The sequence below is a fragment of the Limnobacter sp. UBA3528 genome, assembly GCF_002377005.1.
In the GTDB taxonomy this organism is placed as follows: domain Bacteria; phylum Pseudomonadota; class Gammaproteobacteria; order Burkholderiales; family Burkholderiaceae_B; genus Limnobacter.
In genome coordinates this window covers 81,592-97,261 of the sequence record NZ_DFOZ01000002.1, presented here as the reverse complement: position 1 = coordinate 97,261, position 15,670 = coordinate 81,592, and the positions used below count along the sequence as shown (strand labels likewise).

Annotated in this window: 16 protein-coding genes and 1 riboswitch; of the genes, 8 read left to right on the top strand and 8 right to left on the bottom strand. The window is 51.5% G+C overall.

Going from position 1 to position 15,670, the window contains the following annotated elements; translation table 11 throughout:
• The 3 genes from B4N58_RS01505 to B4N58_RS01495 form a co-directional block, all read right to left on the bottom strand.
• Positions 1 to 974: NAD(P) transhydrogenase subunit alpha (locus B4N58_RS01505; protein WP_291745177.1), on the bottom strand; the 974-nt coding region annotated here is incomplete at its 3' end.
• 234 nt (positions 975 to 1,208) lie between these two features.
• Positions 1,209 to 2,102, bottom strand: coding sequence for a cobalamin-binding protein (locus B4N58_RS01500; RefSeq protein ID WP_291745175.1), 894 nt, complete (start codon positions 2,100 to 2,102; stop codon positions 1,209 to 1,211).
• Positions 2,103 to 2,109: 7 nt separating this feature from the next.
• Entirely contained in the window at positions 2,110 to 4,128 is a 2,019-nt protein-coding gene (locus B4N58_RS01495) for a TonB-dependent receptor (protein ID WP_291745174.1), read from the bottom strand.
• Positions 4,129 to 4,323: 195 nt separating this feature from the next.
• A riboswitch (cobalamin riboswitch) is annotated at positions 4,324 to 4,532 on the bottom strand.
• Positions 4,533 to 4,590: 58 nt separating this feature from the next.
• Here B4N58_RS01495 and B4N58_RS01490 point away from each other — a divergent pair.
• Both B4N58_RS01490 and mnmA read left to right on the top strand, forming a co-directional pair.
• Positions 4,591 to 5,106: an NUDIX hydrolase gene (locus tag B4N58_RS01490; protein WP_040512632.1), complete on the top strand. Its 516-nt coding sequence runs from the start codon at positions 4,591 to 4,593 to the stop codon at positions 5,104 to 5,106.
• A 2-nt stretch (positions 5,107 to 5,108) separates the two neighbouring features.
• Positions 5,109 to 6,188 (top strand): tRNA 2-thiouridine(34) synthase MnmA, encoded by a 1,080-nt coding sequence (gene mnmA, locus B4N58_RS01485; RefSeq protein ID WP_156799581.1) that lies wholly within the window; start codon positions 5,109 to 5,111, stop codon positions 6,186 to 6,188.
• Here mnmA and B4N58_RS01480 read toward each other — a convergent pair.
• Positions 6,182 to 6,793 carry a glutathione S-transferase C-terminal domain-containing protein gene (locus B4N58_RS01480; RefSeq protein WP_008249629.1) on the bottom strand — a complete coding sequence of 204 codons (612 nt, stop codon included), beginning with the start codon at positions 6,791 to 6,793 and terminating at the stop codon, positions 6,182 to 6,184. The genes mnmA and B4N58_RS01480 overlap by 7 nt on opposite strands.
• A gap of 191 nt (positions 6,794 to 6,984) precedes the next feature.
• On the opposite strand from B4N58_RS01480, the gene purB reads away from it, so the two are divergent.
• The 6 genes from purB to B4N58_RS01450 all read left to right on the top strand — a co-directional run bounded on the left by purB (position 6,985) and on the right by B4N58_RS01450 (position 11,361).
• Positions 6,985 to 8,361 carry an adenylosuccinate lyase gene (gene purB / locus B4N58_RS01475; protein WP_008249627.1) on the top strand — a complete coding sequence of 459 codons (1,377 nt, stop codon included), beginning with the start codon at positions 6,985 to 6,987 and terminating at the stop codon, positions 8,359 to 8,361.
• A gap of 112 nt (positions 8,362 to 8,473) precedes the next feature.
• Entirely contained in the window at positions 8,474 to 8,920 is a 447-nt protein-coding gene (locus B4N58_RS01470) for a type IV pilin protein (protein ID WP_291745170.1), read from the top strand.
• On the top strand, positions 8,913 to 9,401 hold the full coding sequence (locus B4N58_RS01465; RefSeq protein WP_291745168.1) for a pilus assembly FimT family protein: 489 nt from the start codon (positions 8,913 to 8,915) through the stop codon (positions 9,399 to 9,401). Before B4N58_RS01470 ends, B4N58_RS01465 begins: the two co-directional genes overlap by 8 nt.
• Positions 9,394 to 10,113 carry a hypothetical protein gene (locus B4N58_RS01460; RefSeq protein ID WP_291745166.1) on the top strand — a complete coding sequence of 240 codons (720 nt, stop codon included), beginning with the start codon at positions 9,394 to 9,396 and terminating at the stop codon, positions 10,111 to 10,113. The genes B4N58_RS01465 and B4N58_RS01460 overlap by 8 nt, the downstream gene beginning before the upstream one ends.
• Positions 10,110 to 10,832: a hypothetical protein gene (locus B4N58_RS01455; protein WP_040512630.1), complete on the top strand. Its 723-nt coding sequence runs from the start codon at positions 10,110 to 10,112 to the stop codon at positions 10,830 to 10,832. Before B4N58_RS01460 ends, B4N58_RS01455 begins: the two co-directional genes overlap by 4 nt.
• Positions 10,816 to 11,361, top strand: coding sequence for a type IV pilus modification PilV family protein (locus B4N58_RS01450; RefSeq protein ID WP_156799580.1), 546 nt, complete (start codon positions 10,816 to 10,818; stop codon positions 11,359 to 11,361). The genes B4N58_RS01455 and B4N58_RS01450 overlap by 17 nt, the downstream gene beginning before the upstream one ends.
• 2 nt (positions 11,362 to 11,363) lie before the next feature.
• Here B4N58_RS01450 and B4N58_RS01445 read toward each other — a convergent pair whose 3' ends face one another.
• Genes B4N58_RS01445 through yajC form a run of 4 tightly spaced genes read right to left on the bottom strand, consistent with a single transcriptional unit; the run spans position 11,364 to position 15,552 of the window.
• Positions 11,364 to 12,296, bottom strand: coding sequence for a flagellar brake protein (locus B4N58_RS01445; protein ID WP_291745161.1), 933 nt, complete (start codon positions 12,294 to 12,296; stop codon positions 11,364 to 11,366).
• 24 nt (positions 12,297 to 12,320) lie between these two features.
• Positions 12,321 to 13,274, bottom strand: a complete 954-nt coding sequence (secF, locus tag B4N58_RS01440; protein WP_291745159.1) for a protein translocase subunit SecF — start codon at positions 13,272 to 13,274, stop codon at positions 12,321 to 12,323.
• Between the two features lie 34 nt (positions 13,275 to 13,308).
• Positions 13,309 to 15,201 (bottom strand): protein translocase subunit SecD, encoded by a 1,893-nt coding sequence (gene secD / locus B4N58_RS01435; RefSeq protein WP_291745157.1) that lies wholly within the window; start codon positions 15,199 to 15,201, stop codon positions 13,309 to 13,311.
• A gap of 9 nt (positions 15,202 to 15,210) precedes the next feature.
• Positions 15,211 to 15,552: a preprotein translocase subunit YajC gene (yajC, locus tag B4N58_RS01430; protein ID WP_008249612.1), complete on the bottom strand. Its 342-nt coding sequence runs from the start codon at positions 15,550 to 15,552 to the stop codon at positions 15,211 to 15,213.
• Between the last annotated feature and the right edge of the window lie 118 nt (positions 15,553 to 15,670).

Below are 15,670 nucleotides of genomic sequence, written 5' to 3'. Positions count from 1 at the left end.
GCCACCATGGCGGCCAGGTTTGCATAACCCACAATTTTTACGCCGTTGACGTCGACAATCTCGTTCAGTTTGGACAAGGGGCAATTGCCCCCCTGCTCCACAGCCAAGTCGATCACGACTGAACCGGGCTTCATGGCACGCACGGTGTCTTCATGCAGCAATGTGGGCGCCTTTCGGCCAGGAATCAATGCCGTGGTAATCACGATGTCGCTTTTGATCGCTTTTTCATGAACGGCAGCAGCCTGACGCTTCATCCAGCTTTCAGGCATGGGGCGGGCATAACCACCCACACCTTGGGCTATTTCGCGCTCTTCATCCGACTCAAAAGGCACATCCACAAACTTTGCACCCAGCGATTCCACCTGTTCTTTCGTGGCAGGGCGTACGTCCGATGCTTCAATTACAGCACCCAAACGCTTGGCCGTTGCAATCGCTTGCAGGCCCGCGACACCAACACCCAAAATCAACACGCGAGCGGCTTTGACTGTACCGGCGGCGGTCATCAACATGGGCATGAAACGCTGGTAAACGTTGGCCGCAATCATCACGGCTTTGTAACCGGCAATGTTGGCTTGTGATGACAACACGTCCATGCTTTGCGCGCGAGTAGTGCGTGGCGCGGCTTCCAGCGCAAATGCGGTCAGGCCAGCCTTATTCATGGCTTCCAGTGAAGCATTGTCAAAGGGGTTCAGCATGCCGACCACCACTTGGCCTGCACGGTAAGCAGACAACTCGTTTTCTGCTGGCGCACGCACCTTGAGGATCATGTCGCAGTTGCTGATCACATCCATTGCGCGATCAACGATTGTGGCACCCACATCGCTGTAGGCCTGATCGGTAATCGAGCTGGCAATACCTGCACCTGCTTGAACAAACACTTCGTGTTTTTGAGAAATGAGCTTCTTCACCGTTTCAGGTGTTGCGGCTACACGCGTTTCTCCGGACCTTGTCTCGGCCGGGATTCCGATTTTCATGGAACTTCTCCTTGTGGGAAAGCGCTTTTATTTGATGTTTAGGAACTGCAAATACACTGCTGGTGCGGACTATAGCACGGTAGTATCACCCAATCTAAGGGATAACCACAACCCAGCATCTGACAATAATTCTTGTCAAATGATAATTGAATCGTTTGAGATTGTGTTGAGTCAATGATCTAAGCATCATTTGGCAAAAGGTGAGAAGCGAAGGGCTGCTTCTGAATCAAAAATTCAGCGGCGAGCCTGCTCAATATGCGCGCACACCAGCTTGGCAGCTTGAATCAGACGGGGGCCATTGCGCACCAAAATATCGTTCGGCAAGGTGTACACATGGTTGCGCTTTACGGCGGGTATTTGCGGCCAGGCGCTCCATTGCACTACAAAACCCTGATGATCCCGGCCAGAACCACTTGCCAGCAGCACTTCAGGCTTGCGCTTTAAAACCCCTTCCACACTGACTTGCGCGGCAAGGTTTGGCAAATCACCAAATACGTTTCGGCCACCGCACAAGCCAATTACTTCTGATACGGCATGCTGCCCGCCCAAAGTCATCAATGGCTGACCCCACACCTGATAAAACACGGGCACCTGTGTACGACCCCGGTACTCTGCGCGCAAGGCCTCGAACTGCTGCAACCAATCGTCTATGCGGGAAGCACTGCCCTGCTCTGTGCCCAGCAGCTTCGACACCCGGCGCATAGTAGTGGCCACCTGCTCAATTTTCTTGGGCTCGCTGACAAATACAGGTACGCCAGCTTTGCGAAGTTGTGCCACGACCTGCATTGAAATACCCGATTGCCACACCAGTACCAAATCGGGCTTGCGGGCGAGAATGGATTCTGCGCTGAGCATCCAGGGGTTTCCTAACTTGGGCAAGGTATTCACGCTTTCCGGAAAATTGCTGGAACCATCCACCGCGATTACCTTGCTCATCCCCCCCACGAAATCCACAATCTCAGTCAAGTGGGGGGCAAGCACCAACACGCGTTGAGCCTGCTGTGCGCAGACGGTTTGATTGGTGTCGTCCTGGACGCAGGGTTGATTTGCCCTCGCCGGATTGCCAGCACAGAGCCAAAAACCAACAAAAAAACCGTATACGAACCGCTTTCTAAGATACAAGTTCATCAAATCATTAAAACTCAAACTGCGCAGTTACACGCATATTTCGGCCTGGGTCGGGATAAATGCCGATTGGATCACGACCAGAAAAAACAGCAAACTCGTTAAAAAATCCCTGACTAAAGTAATCACGGTCGAATATATTGTTGATCGAAAATACCAACTTAACTCGATCCAATTGGTAACGAAGGTTTATGTCGGCTACGGCATAACCCGGCACCTTTCCTTGTTCTTGAACTCCCCCCACATCGCCGCCAAGGCGCTGATCCGACTGCCCCTGCAGCAACAATTCGGCTTGCGCTTGATCGTTTAGATTCTGCGTCAGCGATACTAACGCACGATGCTTAGGTACAAGTGGCACGCGTGACCCGGTGAGATTACCCGATCGAAATTCTGAATCAATGTAAGTGTATGCGGCGCGAAGAGCGAGGTGACCACCTAGGGGAGCAGAGTGCTCAAGTTCAATACCAGTACGCTGTGTTCGATCTAAATTGATATTGGTAAAACTTACATTTGCAATTTCGTCATCTAACCAAATTTTAAATAATCTTACGACCTGCTCCTGTTGGCCACTGCGACGGCGCATTCCCGCCTCCAATTCCTTTGATCTCTGAGGATTGAGAAATGAACCCGTGGGTGGTCGTGCCGCAGGGTCATTTTCATCAACATTCGGAACTCGGTAGCCTTTGTTGTACTTACCGAAACCAGTCAACTCATCTGTCAGTGACTTTGCAAAACCTAGCTCTAACGCCTCCAAATTAAAGTCTCGACGTGTGCTGCTTTCTGTAGGTACAAAAGGCCCCATGTCATAGCGATACTGATAAAAACGTTCAACCCGATATCCGGCATTGACACGAAGCGATTCAGACACAGTGACATCATCGGTTATAAATACTGCGTACGAACTTTGTGTCCCTCGGGCCGCAAAGTTACCGAATGAGAATTGCGATTGCGCGTCCAGCTCAGCGCGCTCAGAATTCAACCCCACCGTCCATTGATGAACCGTGTCTGCATACTCAAAGGAGTCTCGGACAAATCCTGAAAACTGATCTTGAAGCACCTGGCGTTGACCCGTCGGATTACCAAGCTTGAACGATAAACGTTGGTCACGTTGGGACACATCAAAACCGTAATCTCGATCTAATCCATGTGTGCGAAAAAATGCGGTCACGAAATCGCGCTTAAACAGAGAAAAGTCTCCGCGATTGTTAATTGATGGAACAGCCTGACGGGGATTTTGCTTGAATTCCAAGGGACTCAACGCCCCGGGAAGTCGTGCGTCACTACTCTCCGCTCCCAGTCGAATACCCGTGTAAATATGCTGCCCGGTCCAACTCAGTGTTGCAGCAGCACTCCCAAAATCCTCTCCGCTGCTTTCACGATAGCCGTCGGTACTTGCTTCAGTTGCATCCACCGCAAAACCAAAACCGTCTGCACTACCTCGAAGTCCCACTGTGGCATCTTGAGTACCAAAGGATCCCACCGATAACGTTGCATTCCCAGAAAACGGAACATCACCCTTTGGTCTAATTGTGGAGATACGAATTACGCCCCCAGATGCACCGTCTCCGTATGCCACAGAGGCACCACCACGCGCAATTTCAATTGATTCAATACTGTGAACGGGAATGTTGGAGATGCGAGCAGTTGCCAACTCTTTTTCGCTATATCGAATACCATCCACGATAATTGCAACATTCGTGTATGCATCAGACCCACCAAAGCCGCGCAAGTCGAAGGTTGCATCTCGTTTACCAGTTAATCCAGGTCGCGTATTGACAAACCCCAACTTCTGAACAATTTCGGCCACTGACGTGTAGCCTGATTGTGCAATGTCGTCGCTAGTAATCAAGGTAACGGAGGGAGGGGCATCGTCTTTAGAATCAATTGTTCGGTTTGACTCTACAACCACGGAGGGCAAATCGCGATGGCTGGCTTTGGCAACCTCGAACGATTCGCCCAGAGATGTTTGTTCAGCGCGGGAGAAGGTGCACACCAGTGTGCATGCGATAAATACTAAAGTTTTCTTCATGATATCCAGATAAAAAGCCGCACCCACCGTGCAGCAATAAATTCACTGGAGAAGACAAAGAACAGGCGAAAGAACAATGCGCGCAACAAAACCACGGACAATACGCCAGGGTAAGTTACGGAAAAAAGTTCGATTAGAAGCAATTAGCCGCCTGCGCACTGCCTACCCGCAGCACCAGTCGCTCGCCTGAATGGGACAGGCTGAACGGTCAAGGCCGGTATCCGGGCTTGTAAGTTTTGATGTGTCGCCTTCCCAGTTGCTGCGTTTAGAACAGCTTTACTACCAGTGGCAAAATGACACACCCGCACTTACTTACCGTTGCGGGGGCAGCGCAGGCTTGAACCTGCTTCCCGTTTAACTGCGCTCAAAAAATGAGCACAAGCACCTTAACCCTGCTATTCTAACGTGTTTTTTAACTCCCAAACCTCGGCGCACCCTGTTTAGGTAGTGCGATTGAAAACCATGTCAGAAGTCTGGAAACCCAGCGTTACAGTCGCGGCCATTGTTGAACATCAGGGCAAATTCCTGATCGTGGAAGAACACACCACCGACGGCATCAAACTGAACCAACCTGCAGGCCACCTGGACCCAGGTGAAACGCCACAATTCGGTGCTGCACGCGAGGCGCTGGAAGAATCGGCCTGGGAAGTAAAGCCTGTTGGTTTACTGGGCATCTACATGAGCCGCTATACCAGCTCGCGCACTCTGGAAGACGTCACCTACCTGCGTTTTGCCTTCGCGGCTGAAGTGGTGAAACACCATACCGACCGGGCACTGGACGATGGCATTATCCGCACCCTGTGGATGACTGCAGAGGAGCTGCGCGCCACTCAAGACCAACACCGCAGCCCCTTGGTGATGCGTTGCGTTGAAGACTTTCTGAACTGGAAGGCGGGCAAGCAACCTATTATGCCGCTTGAGCATGTGTACACGCACCCCAGCGTACTTGCTGGGCCAATGCCTCCCGGCGTATCGTAAATATCATGGCAAAAACAGTAGTTATTGGCATGTCGGGCGGGGTTGATTCCTCGGTGTCGGCATGGCTGCTAAAGCAGCAGGGTTACAACGTGATTGGTCTTTTCATGAAAAACTGGGAAGACGATGACGACTCGGAATATTGTTCCAGTCGGCAAGACTGGCTGGACGCTGCCAGCGTGGCCGACGTAGTGGGCGTGGACATTGAAGCCGTGAACTTCGCCAGCGAATACAAAGACCGGGTATTTTCGGTTTTTCTGAGTGAATACTCGGCTGGCCGCACACCCAACCCCGACATTCTTTGCAACAGTGAAATCAAGTTCAAAGCTTTTTTGGACCACGCCTACAGCCTGGGGGCCGATTACATTGCCACCGGTCACTATGCCCGCGTGCGGGAATTGAATGGCGAATTTCAACTGTTAAAAGCGGTCGATCACAGCAAAGACCAATCGTATTTCCTGCATCGGCTAAACCAGGCGCAACTCAGCAAAACCCTGTTTCCGCTGGGCGAAATCCAGAAAACCGAAGTTCGAAAAATTGCACTTGAGCTGGGCTTGGCCAACGCCACCAAAAAAGACAGCACTGGCATTTGCTTCATTGGCGAACGCCCGTTCCGTGAGTTTTTGAATCGCTACCTGCCTACTGCACCTGGGCCCATTCTGAACGATGAAGGCCAACAAATTGGCGAGCATGTGGGCTTGAGCTTTTACACGCTGGGCCAGCGCAAAGGCATTGGCATTGGCGGCCAGAAAGAAGGCAACGGTGAGCCGTGGTTTGTAGCTCGCAAAGATTTGCAGAACAACACCTTGTATGTGGTACAAGGGCATGATCACCCTTGGTTGCACCAAAAAGTACTGGTGGCGGAGCAGGCCCATTACATTTCAGGCCATGCCCCGTCAGACCCACAGCACATGGCTTGCAAAGCCCGTTACCGGCAGGAAGACTCTTCCTGTGATTTCAAACTGACCGAACAAGGATTCGAGCTGAACTTTGCGGAAAGCCAGTTTGCAGTCACTCCCGGTCAAAGTGCTGTGCTTTACCGGGGTGACGTGTGCCTGGGTGGCGGAGTAATTGCCAGTTACTGAGGTTTGGTGTCCTCAAAACTTGGACGACAGGCGATGCGTTCGGAATACTCATTCAATTCCGGATACAGTTCACGCCATTTCAACTCAGGCATGCGGAAATCAAGATAAAACAGGGCACAACCCACTGTGATATCCGCAAGGCTGAACTGCTCGGTCAGGTAAAAACCAGGCGTGGTTTTAATTCGATGAGAAACCCAAGCCAAACCATTGTGAATTTTCTGGGTTTGACGATCAATCCATGCCTGGCTTACTTTGTCGCCTTCATGAAATTTCTTCTCCAGAATAATATCCACCGCAGCTTGGCTGATACCTTGCCCCAAAGACTCCATGGTACGAACCAAGGCACGCATGTTTGGGTTGGTGGGCAGCAAAGGCACTGTTGGCATCATGTACTCGAGCGTGCCAGAAATGACCAAAGAATCGAACACGGTCTGGCCGCCATCCAAAATCAGGCAAGGCACTTTGCCCAGCGGATTGTGGTCGGCAATGCGGGTACTTTCATCCCACACGTTTTCCAGAACAAACTCGTACGGAATTTCTTTTTCTTGAAGCTGAACGCGAATTTTGCGCACGAAGGGGCTAGTCAGGGATCCCACTAGTTTCATCACAGTTCTCCTAAATACAATCCTGGATGAGATTGCGTCTTGTTTTTTACGACCTGAAAGTGTCTAACAGTTTTACGAATTGAACAAGCAGAATTCCAAAATACCACCACGGACATCACTCTGTCCGAACAGAGTCTGGTGAGACAGGTTACAATACAAGGCTTTGAAAAACCTCAATTTTTACCGCCCGCATGATCTCTTCAGACTCTTTAAGCACCCTTACCGCAATCAGCCCGCTTGACGGCCGTTATCAGTCCAAAGTGGCCAATTTGCGCCCCCTGCTCTCTGAAGCCGGGTTCATGCATCACCGCGTCATTGTAGAAATCGAATGGCTAAAAGCGCTTGCGAATGCCGGCTTTTCAGAGCTACCCGCTTTCTCAGCACAAGCCTTGGCGAAACTTGAGGCCATCAAAACCGAATTTTCAGAAGCCGACGCCCAACGCATCAAAGAATTCGAAGCCACCACCAACCACGACGTAAAAGCTGTTGAATACTTTATTAAAGAAAAGTTTCAAGCCGATGAAGAACTGAAAAAATCAGCAGAGTTTGTTCACTTTGCCTGCACATCTGAAGATATCAACAACATGAGCCACGCGCTCATGTTGAAAGCAACGCGCGAACAAGTCATTTTGCCGACACTGGACCGCATGGTGACCACTCTGCGCAATTACGCCCACCAGTTTGCAGACCTGCCGATGATGTGCCGTACCCACGGACAGCCCGCCAGCCCCAGCACCATGGGTAAAGAGTTTGCTAATGTGGTACACCGGCTGGAGCGCGCAATTGCCGCCATCAAGGCTGTGGAATTACCCGCCAAAATGAATGGTGCCGTGGGCAACTTCAACGCCCACTTGTCTGCCTACCCGGAATTTGACTGGGAGAAACTCAGCCGCGACTTGATTGAAAGCCTGGGCCTGACCTTCAACCCCTACACCATTCAAATTGAACCACACGACGGCATTGCCGCCCTGATGGACGCAATCGCCCGCACCAACACCATTTTGATCGACCTAAGCCGCGACATTTGGGGCTACATTTCCCTGGGCTATTTCAAGCAAAAGCTGAAAGCCGGTGAAGTGGGTTCTTCCACCATGCCGCACAAGGTCAACCCGATTGATTTCGAAAATGCTGAAGGCAACCTGGGCATGGCCAATGCGGTACTGAAGCACTTGGCCGAAAAGCTGCCAGTTTCACGTTGGCAGCGGGATTTGACCGACTCCACCGTACTTCGCAATTTGGGCGTGGGCATTGGCTATGCAGTGCTGGCCTATGAAAGCTGTCTGCGCGGCTTGGGCAAACTGGAAGTCAACGAGGCTGCAATCGCTGCCGACATTGACAATGCCTGGGAATTGCTTGCAGAGCCGGTACAAACTGTAATGCGTCGCTACGGTCTGCCCAACCCCTACGAACAACTCAAAGAACTGACCCGTGGCAAAGGCATCACCCAAGAGGGTTTGAAACAGTTTATTCAGCAACTGGATCTGCCCGAGAACGAGAAAACTCGTTTGCTGGCCATGACCCCGGCAAGCTACATTGGCAAGGCTGCTGAACTGGCCAAGCGCATTTAACAATCACACCCGAGGCAAACCACCACCGTTTGTAAGTACCCTGCCTCGGGGATGATGAGCACGAAATACCCACGCATACTCAAGCACATACAGTTATTTTTGGTGTTTGACCATGCGTGCGGGCCTCGGATTTACCTTGATTGAACTGACGGTTGCAATTGCAATTGTTGGAGTACTCGCGACGCTCAGCTATGCAGGGTATGAAGCCTCTTGGGAAAAATCAAACTTTCGCACCATGCGGGAGTTTGGCGTGGAACTGGCATTAAGCCAGCAACTGCACCGGCAACGCTACGGACGCTACGCCCAAGGTGTTTCAAGCAACGGTACACCCAATGCCAATCGCTTGATTTTGCCGTCCTCAGCCAAATACCGGGTGCTTGTTTCGAATTCTGACTTTCGTGGCTATCGCGCAGAAGTTACACCCAGCGCTGCCGCCCCACTGAAATTGCCCGAAGCCTGCAGAACCCTGATTGTTGAAAGCGACATGGGTATTCAACGTTTTGGTGCCCGTTCTGCCGCCAATCAAAACACCTCTGACAGGTGTGTTCCCCATGGCTAATACCAATCTGGGTTTCACGTTGATGGAAATACTGATTGGGCTTGCTGTGGTGGGTGTATTGGCGGTTTCGGTCATTCCCGGCATGAACTCGGTGTTGAACAAACAAACGCTAAAAGTGAAAGTTTCACGGCTGGACACCTATGTGGACCAAGCCCGTAACTTGGCTGCAATCACTGAATGCCCGGTCAAGATGAATCTGCAGCCAGCCAATGGTGCGGTGAACGTAAATGTAACCGTTCAACACGATTCGTTTATGAAAGGTTGTAGTGCGTGGTACGCGCAAACTGGCAGCCAAAACAACCGCGGATTTTCAGCCACCTTGAGTAACGTTACCTTGGCTGGCGCAGTGGACCTGAATTTCAATGCCGTGTCGGGTGTACTGGATACACAAAACCAAACACGCCTAACCCTGAACTACCGTGACAAACGCGCAGAAATTACCTACTTGGGCATCGGCAACGGAGTGGTGAGCTATGACTGACAAAAAACCAAATTGTCATGGCGCATCTTCAGTCAGTTTGCTGATTGGCATGGCCTTGTTGGCAATCAGCATCACTGGCGCACTCAAGTTAATGGGGGTCAGCATGCGCGCGCAGAACGATTTGAATACCGAAAACCTGGTTGACCAGGTCAACCGGATTGGTGAAATTGTAACGGTTCACCTGAACCGGGGCGGCAGTTACCAAAACCCGGACGTCGAGGCCAAAGGCATACAACTGTGCAGCTTGCAAAACCAGGCCGCGCAATGCAATGGATACCAAGCCACCAACAAAAACTTTTGCTTGAGTATCCCTACCCGGGTTAGTCGCAGCGGCAATGACGTGATTAACTTAACGGGCTTTCGTCTGATCAATGGCGTGCTGTCTCAACGGCAACTGAATGGCGTCAACATGGCGCAATTTGACCATGGCTCATTCTGCGGCAACAACCCAGACTGGCTTGATTTAAATAACACCCGCGACTTTGAGTTCACCAACATTCGTTTTTGCAGGTTTCAAGCCAATACGCCCAATCAGGTCACAGCGCATTATGAACAGAACTGCAACTCGGTGATTGAGAACAACCCGGAATCCAATATGTTCTGGATTGCCATGTTCAAAGCCAAAATTGGCAACAACCTGACCGAGGGACAGTACGAGGAGGCCAGGATCATTCACCTGCTGAACACGACGCGGGTAAGGGTTGGATCATGAAAAAGTGGCGCAGCTTGCAAGAGAAATTACAAACCGGCGCACTCGGCGTGTTTGTATGTGTAGTGTTGGTGATTGTGTTCGGGCTCATCAGTCTACAAAACATCACCACCACAAGCCTTGATCTTTATTTGTCCAACTCCAAACAGCACATTGAAGAAGCCCGTCAACTGGCCTATGCCGGCCTTCGGCACTACACCCACAACTTTGGTAACGATGCTGCCATTCAGCAATTAATCGATTCTCACCGCGGCGACACCCGCATCATCGGCGAATGCTCTTTGACGGTTGCCTTGCCTGAAACATTGAACCCGCAAATACAGTTGGCCAGCCCTGACACACCCGTCGATGTGCGGCAGGACATCGTGATTCGGGGCATTGTGGTTCCTTACAATTGCGACCACGCCATTTCTGATGAAAATTATCGGGCGACTTTTGAAATTGTGGCCAGCGTGAATTGTTCCGGAAGTGACGGTGTAGATTCAGGCTGCGTTAAACGCTCATTTGTATTCAACCGGGAAGACAGCAACGGTCTGCCCTACAATCCAATTCAAACACCGCCACCCCCACCTCCACCGCCCAGGCCACCTGACCCCAATCCGCCACCGCCACCTCCACCAGCGCCACCGGTTCAACACCCACCTCCTTCAGAGCCACCGCCCCGGGAAGAACCCCGACCACCACCTCCGAAATCAAAGGGTAAACATGAAGTTGGATTCTAGAAAAAACGGGTTTGCAATGGTTGATGCCTTGATAGCTATACTGGTGCTGTCGATTGGTTTGGTGTTGTATGCCAAAAACTGGACCGCCAATTTTGGTGCCAAAAACTCGACCCATGTGCGTTCAATCGCGGCGACTCAGGTTGCGGAAATTGGCAATGTGTTGTTGGCCAATATTTCAGACCTAGACAGGGACACGCCACGTGGGCAAATCATTTCCCGGATGCAACAGTTCTCGGGGCGACTGGAAGACCACTTGAACAGTTATGCGGGTGCAAGAGGCTACGAATGCACCAGCAATGGACCAAGGGCCTTGGGGGCACCCAATAACGCAATTAACGTGAACCAGGCTACCTTGCCCCGAGCATGGTCACAGGGGGCTGCTTCATGCATCAGCATCCGGCCCTTGCCCAGTTTAAACACGCAAACCAACGGGGTTTGGGTGCACATTGAAGCCAGTTGGATTGATGCGCACACACGAGACAACCAAACAGAAAACGTCAGTGTGTACACTCTGGTTAGCCCGCTGTGAGGCTACTTTGAATAAAGTTGTGGGCCAAGGCGGTGATTCAGGCGATCGCTGACAAACGCGTGAATGACTGCAAACTGCTCATCGCCCAAGGACTTTAAGGCAAAGCCGTAGCTTGATGAAGTGGGGCCAGAGTCACGCGGTTTTGAGACCACCTCGGCGTCGCATTCAATCAGGTACTTGCGGTCATCCAGGATAATTTGAAATGCAATAGAAATGGATTGCCCCATGTTGAACGACACCGCTTTGGAAAACAACAGCTCAAGCCCACCTGTGGAAATGTTATCGATCACCGCAGTGATCGACTCGACTGAACCACCTTTACTGTCATTCAAACGAATGGTTGCGGGCAAATCACAATTCACCCGCCTGGCTCGGCGAATGGCCTGCGACTCGAGGTGAGTTTCATGCGGCCATGACATCACAATCAGTGGGTGCGGCGACAACAATACCTTTTCGATCATTGAACTAAAGCGGTAAATGGACAAACCGTAGGTGGCTTGAAATTCCCAAACCTGCCCCTCTTTGGCAAATACGCATTTACCATCCCGCATGGGGTGCGTGATCAAAATGGCTGCTTGAGGAATGCTGCCAATTAAACGAACGTGGAAGGGATCTTTGGCCTGACCGGGCGCGAACATTTTCAGTTGACTGCCCGTTTCGAAGGGGTCCTCGAACGCCTGCTTCGCCGGAAGCATTCTAGGCAAAGCCGTTGAATCAAGCTGAGGTTTCCCAGGTTGAATAACGAACTTGGAGGCCCAGCGGGGATTGTGATACAGGCCCTTGGCAGCCAGTTCATCAAGCTGTTTCTGACTGTTCACCGCTTGGCCTTCAGCCAGCAGCAATACACCACTTCTGTCAAAAATCGCGAATGGCAGCGCTTTACCTATTTCAATGTCGCCTTTGGCCAGTGGCGAAAGGTCTTTGGGATTGTCCACACTGCCTCGCTTGCTAACTCCGCTTTACGGAGTCTCAAATTCTTTGTCTTTTTTCACGGGTTTCACCAGGTCTTCCCTGGTCAGGCCCATCCACATCAACATGGGGCTGGCCACCAATACTGACGAATAGATACCGAACAGAATACCGATAGTTAAGGCCAAGGCAAAGCCATGTAAGGTGGGACCACCGAAAAACAACATGGAACACACCATAATTTGGGTGGAGCCATGCGTGATGATGGTGCGTGAAATTGTTCGTGTAATTGCGTTGTCGATGGTCTCTTCAACGGTCATTTTTCGAACTTTCTTGAATGTTTCCCGAATTCGATCAAATACCACCACCGATTCGTTCACCGAATAACCCAAAACTGCCAACACAGCGGCCAGTACCGACAGGGAAAACTCCCAACTGAAGAAGGCAAAAAAACCAAGAATGATGACCACGTCGTGCAAGTTGGCCACAATCGCTGAAACCGCGAACTTCCATTCGAAACGAAGGGCCAGGTAAATCATGATGCCGATGATCACCACCATCAATGCGATCACGCCGTTTTCGGCCAGCTCACGACCCACCTGCGGCCCAACAAACTCAACCCGCATCAACTGCACATCTGGGCCACCCAAACTTAAAACCTGCTCGGTCATTGCCCGCTGATTCAGTTTGCCCTCAGTGCCCAATACGCCCGACTGCAGATCTTTCACCGCCAGGCGAACCAACACATCACGCGCGGTACCAAAGTTTTGAACCTGGGGTTCGTCAATTCCTGTGGCGCGCAAACCTTCGCGAATTTTCTCGAGTTCAGCCGGCTGGGAATAACGGGCCTCAACCAGCACGCCACCCGTGAATTCCACGCTCAAGTTCAAGCCTTTGGTGGACAGGAAAAACACCGCTGCCGCAAAAGTCAGGAACGAGATGATATTGAAAATTTTGGCATGCCGCATGAACGGAATGTCTTTTGTAATTCTGAATAGTTCCATTTGCTTTTAATTCACTTGGTTCGGTTGGTGTGAGTCACGCTTTTTTTGCGACAGCAGTGCTGTCAGTGGGGCGCCAGATTTGCCCAATGCTGACAGAGTCCAATTTCTTTTTACGGCCGTACCACAGGTTGACCACGCCACGAGACACCACAACCGCACTGAAAATTGAAGTCAAAATTCCCAGGCAGTGCACCACGGCAAAACCACGCACTGGGCCTGAGCCGAAAATCAGCAAAGCCAAACCAGCGATCAAGGTGGTGATGTTGGAATCAAGAATAGTGGCCCATGCACGCTCGTAACCAGCAGCAATGGCTTGTTGTGGCTGTGCACCGTCCCGGAGTTCTTCTCGAATACGTTCGTTGATCAGCACGTTGGCATCAATTGCCATACCCAAGGTAAGCGCAACAGCAGCCAAACCGGGCAAGGTGAGGGTGGCTTGCAACACCGACAACAAAGCAAACAACAGCAACACGTTTACTGCCAGGGCAAACACAGAAAACACACCAAACAACAGGTAATACAGCATCATGAAGATGCCCAAAGCAACAAAACCGTACAAGGTAGAGTTAATACCCTTGTCAATATTGTCGGCACCCAGGCTTGGGCCAATGGTGCGCTCTTCAATAATATCCATGGGCGCAGCCAGCGAACCCGCACGCAGCAACAAAGCGAGGTCAGCAGATTCAACCGTATTCATGCTGCCTGAAATTTGAACGCGCCCACCGCCAATTTCACCGCGAATGACAGGGGCAGTTACGACCTCGCCCTTGCCTTTCTCGATCAGCACAATCGCCATGCGCTTGCCGATATTTTCAGCAGTGATATTCCGGAAAATACGGGAACCCTGGCTGTCCAGCGTCAAATGCACCGCGGGCTCTTGAGTTTGGTTGTCAAAGCCGGCTTGTGCGTCGGTCAGGTTATCACCAGTCAAAATCACTTCCGACTTCAGCAACAAATCCCGGCCACCGCGTTCGGTGTATCGCTCCAGACCAAAAGGCACAATGCCGCTGGCCAACGCAGATTGCGCTTCAGGGCTATCGTCCACCATCCGAACTTCCAGCGTAGCTGTGCGGCCCAGAATGTCTTTGGCCTTGGCCGTGTCTTGCACACCAGGTAGCTGAACCACGATGCGGTCTGCCCCCTGGCGTTGAATCACAGGCTCGGCCACACCCAGTTCATTAATTCGGTTGTGCAGCGTGGTGATGTTTTGCCGCAATGCATATTCGCGCGCCTGCTGTTCAATTTCTGGTGCCAGCGTTGCCACAAGCGCAAATTCCGAGCTGTTCTCAGGCGTGGCCAACTGCAAGTCCGGGTATTCCTTGGCCAAAGCAGCTTGTGCCTTGTTGCGAGCTTCTGCATCGCGGAAAGTCAGGTTAAAGCCAGCAGGCGTGCGCGGCGCACTGGCATACCGCAAATCTTCTTCACGCAGGGTTTGCTTGGCACTGGCCAGCAATGCGTCTTTGCGTTTTTCGAGCGCGGCGTCCATGTCCACTTGCAACAGGAAATGCACACCACCTCGCAAATCGAGGCCCAGGTACATCGGTAGGGCATTGATGTTGGTCAACCAGTCGGGTGAACGAGACAACAAGTTCAGGGCCACAATGTAGTCGGGGTCTGCCGGGTCTGGGTTGAGCTTGCTTTGAAGAAAGTCCCTGGCCTTAAGCTGCTCTTCAGACGAGTTGAACCTGAGTTTAAGCGTTCCACCGCCCAGTGTTTCTTCGAAAAACACCCCGTCGGGCTTGATACCCTGCGCCTCAAGCTGGCTGGACAATTGACCAGCCAGATCAGGTGACAATTTCAATGTGGACTTGCCACTTGAAACCTGCACAGCAGGCGCTTCGCCATAAAAATTGGGCAGGGTGTACAACACACCCAGCACCAAAACAATGGCGATCATCAGGTACTTCCAGGCAGGGTATCGATTCATGACAGCAAATTAACGTGTTTCTTTCAGGGTGCCGCGGGGCAGCAGGCTTTGTACAGCAGCGCGTTGCAGCACAACTTCAACGGGCTTGTCACCCATTTCAGCCACTTCCAGCGTGATATACGACTCGTTGATCTTGCTGATTTTGCCCAGCAAACCACCCGAGGCAATGACTTCATCGCCTTTCTGCAGGGCTTCAACCATGGCTTTGTGTTCTTTCTGACGCTTCATTTGAGGACGAATGGCCAAGAAATAAAGTACGCCAAACATCAAAATGAGGGGCAAGAAGCTTAAAAGGCCACTTTCCGGGCCAGCGGCTGCGGATTGCGCAAACGCGGATGAAATCACAGTCATCTCCTTAAAGTTGTGATGGGTTCGCGCCGAGTATACAACGCTTGACACTTAAAATTCAGACCAAAAGGCTTGACTTGGGTTCCACTTAAAGATTCACTTAGCGATTGTGGGAACAATA

Excerpts from the sequence above, each read along its gene's own strand:
- B4N58_RS01495 (WP_291745174.1), bottom strand. The coding sequence starts at position 4,128 with ATGAAGAAAACTTTAGTATTTATCGCATGCACACTGGTGTGCACCTTC.
- yajC (WP_008249612.1), bottom strand. The coding sequence starts at position 15,552 with ATGACTGTGATTTCATCCGCGTTTGCGCAATCCGCAGCCGCTGGCCCG.
- secD (WP_291745157.1), bottom strand. The coding sequence starts at position 15,201 with ATGAATCGATACCCTGCCTGGAAGTACCTGATGATCGCCATTGTTTTG.
- B4N58_RS01470 (WP_291745170.1), top strand. The coding sequence starts at position 8,474 with ATGCGTGCGGGCCTCGGATTTACCTTGATTGAACTGACGGTTGCAATT.
- B4N58_RS01460 (WP_291745166.1), top strand. The coding sequence starts at position 9,394 with ATGACTGACAAAAAACCAAATTGTCATGGCGCATCTTCAGTCAGTTTG.
- B4N58_RS01465 (WP_291745168.1), top strand. The coding sequence starts at position 8,913 with ATGGCTAATACCAATCTGGGTTTCACGTTGATGGAAATACTGATTGGG.
- B4N58_RS01450 (WP_156799580.1), top strand. The coding sequence starts at position 10,816 with ATGAAGTTGGATTCTAGAAAAAACGGGTTTGCAATGGTTGATGCCTTG.
- B4N58_RS01480 (WP_008249629.1), bottom strand. The coding sequence starts at position 6,793 with ATGAAACTAGTGGGATCCCTGACTAGCCCCTTCGTGCGCAAAATTCGC.
- purB (WP_008249627.1), top strand. The coding sequence starts at position 6,985 with ATGATCTCTTCAGACTCTTTAAGCACCCTTACCGCAATCAGCCCGCTT.
- B4N58_RS01490 (WP_040512632.1), top strand. The coding sequence starts at position 4,591 with ATGTCAGAAGTCTGGAAACCCAGCGTTACAGTCGCGGCCATTGTTGAA.
- secF (WP_291745159.1), bottom strand. The coding sequence starts at position 13,274 with ATGGAACTATTCAGAATTACAAAAGACATTCCGTTCATGCGGCATGCC.
- B4N58_RS01500 (WP_291745175.1), bottom strand. The coding sequence starts at position 2,102 with ATGAACTTGTATCTTAGAAAGCGGTTCGTATACGGTTTTTTTGTTGGT.
- B4N58_RS01455 (WP_040512630.1), top strand. The coding sequence starts at position 10,110 with ATGAAAAAGTGGCGCAGCTTGCAAGAGAAATTACAAACCGGCGCACTC.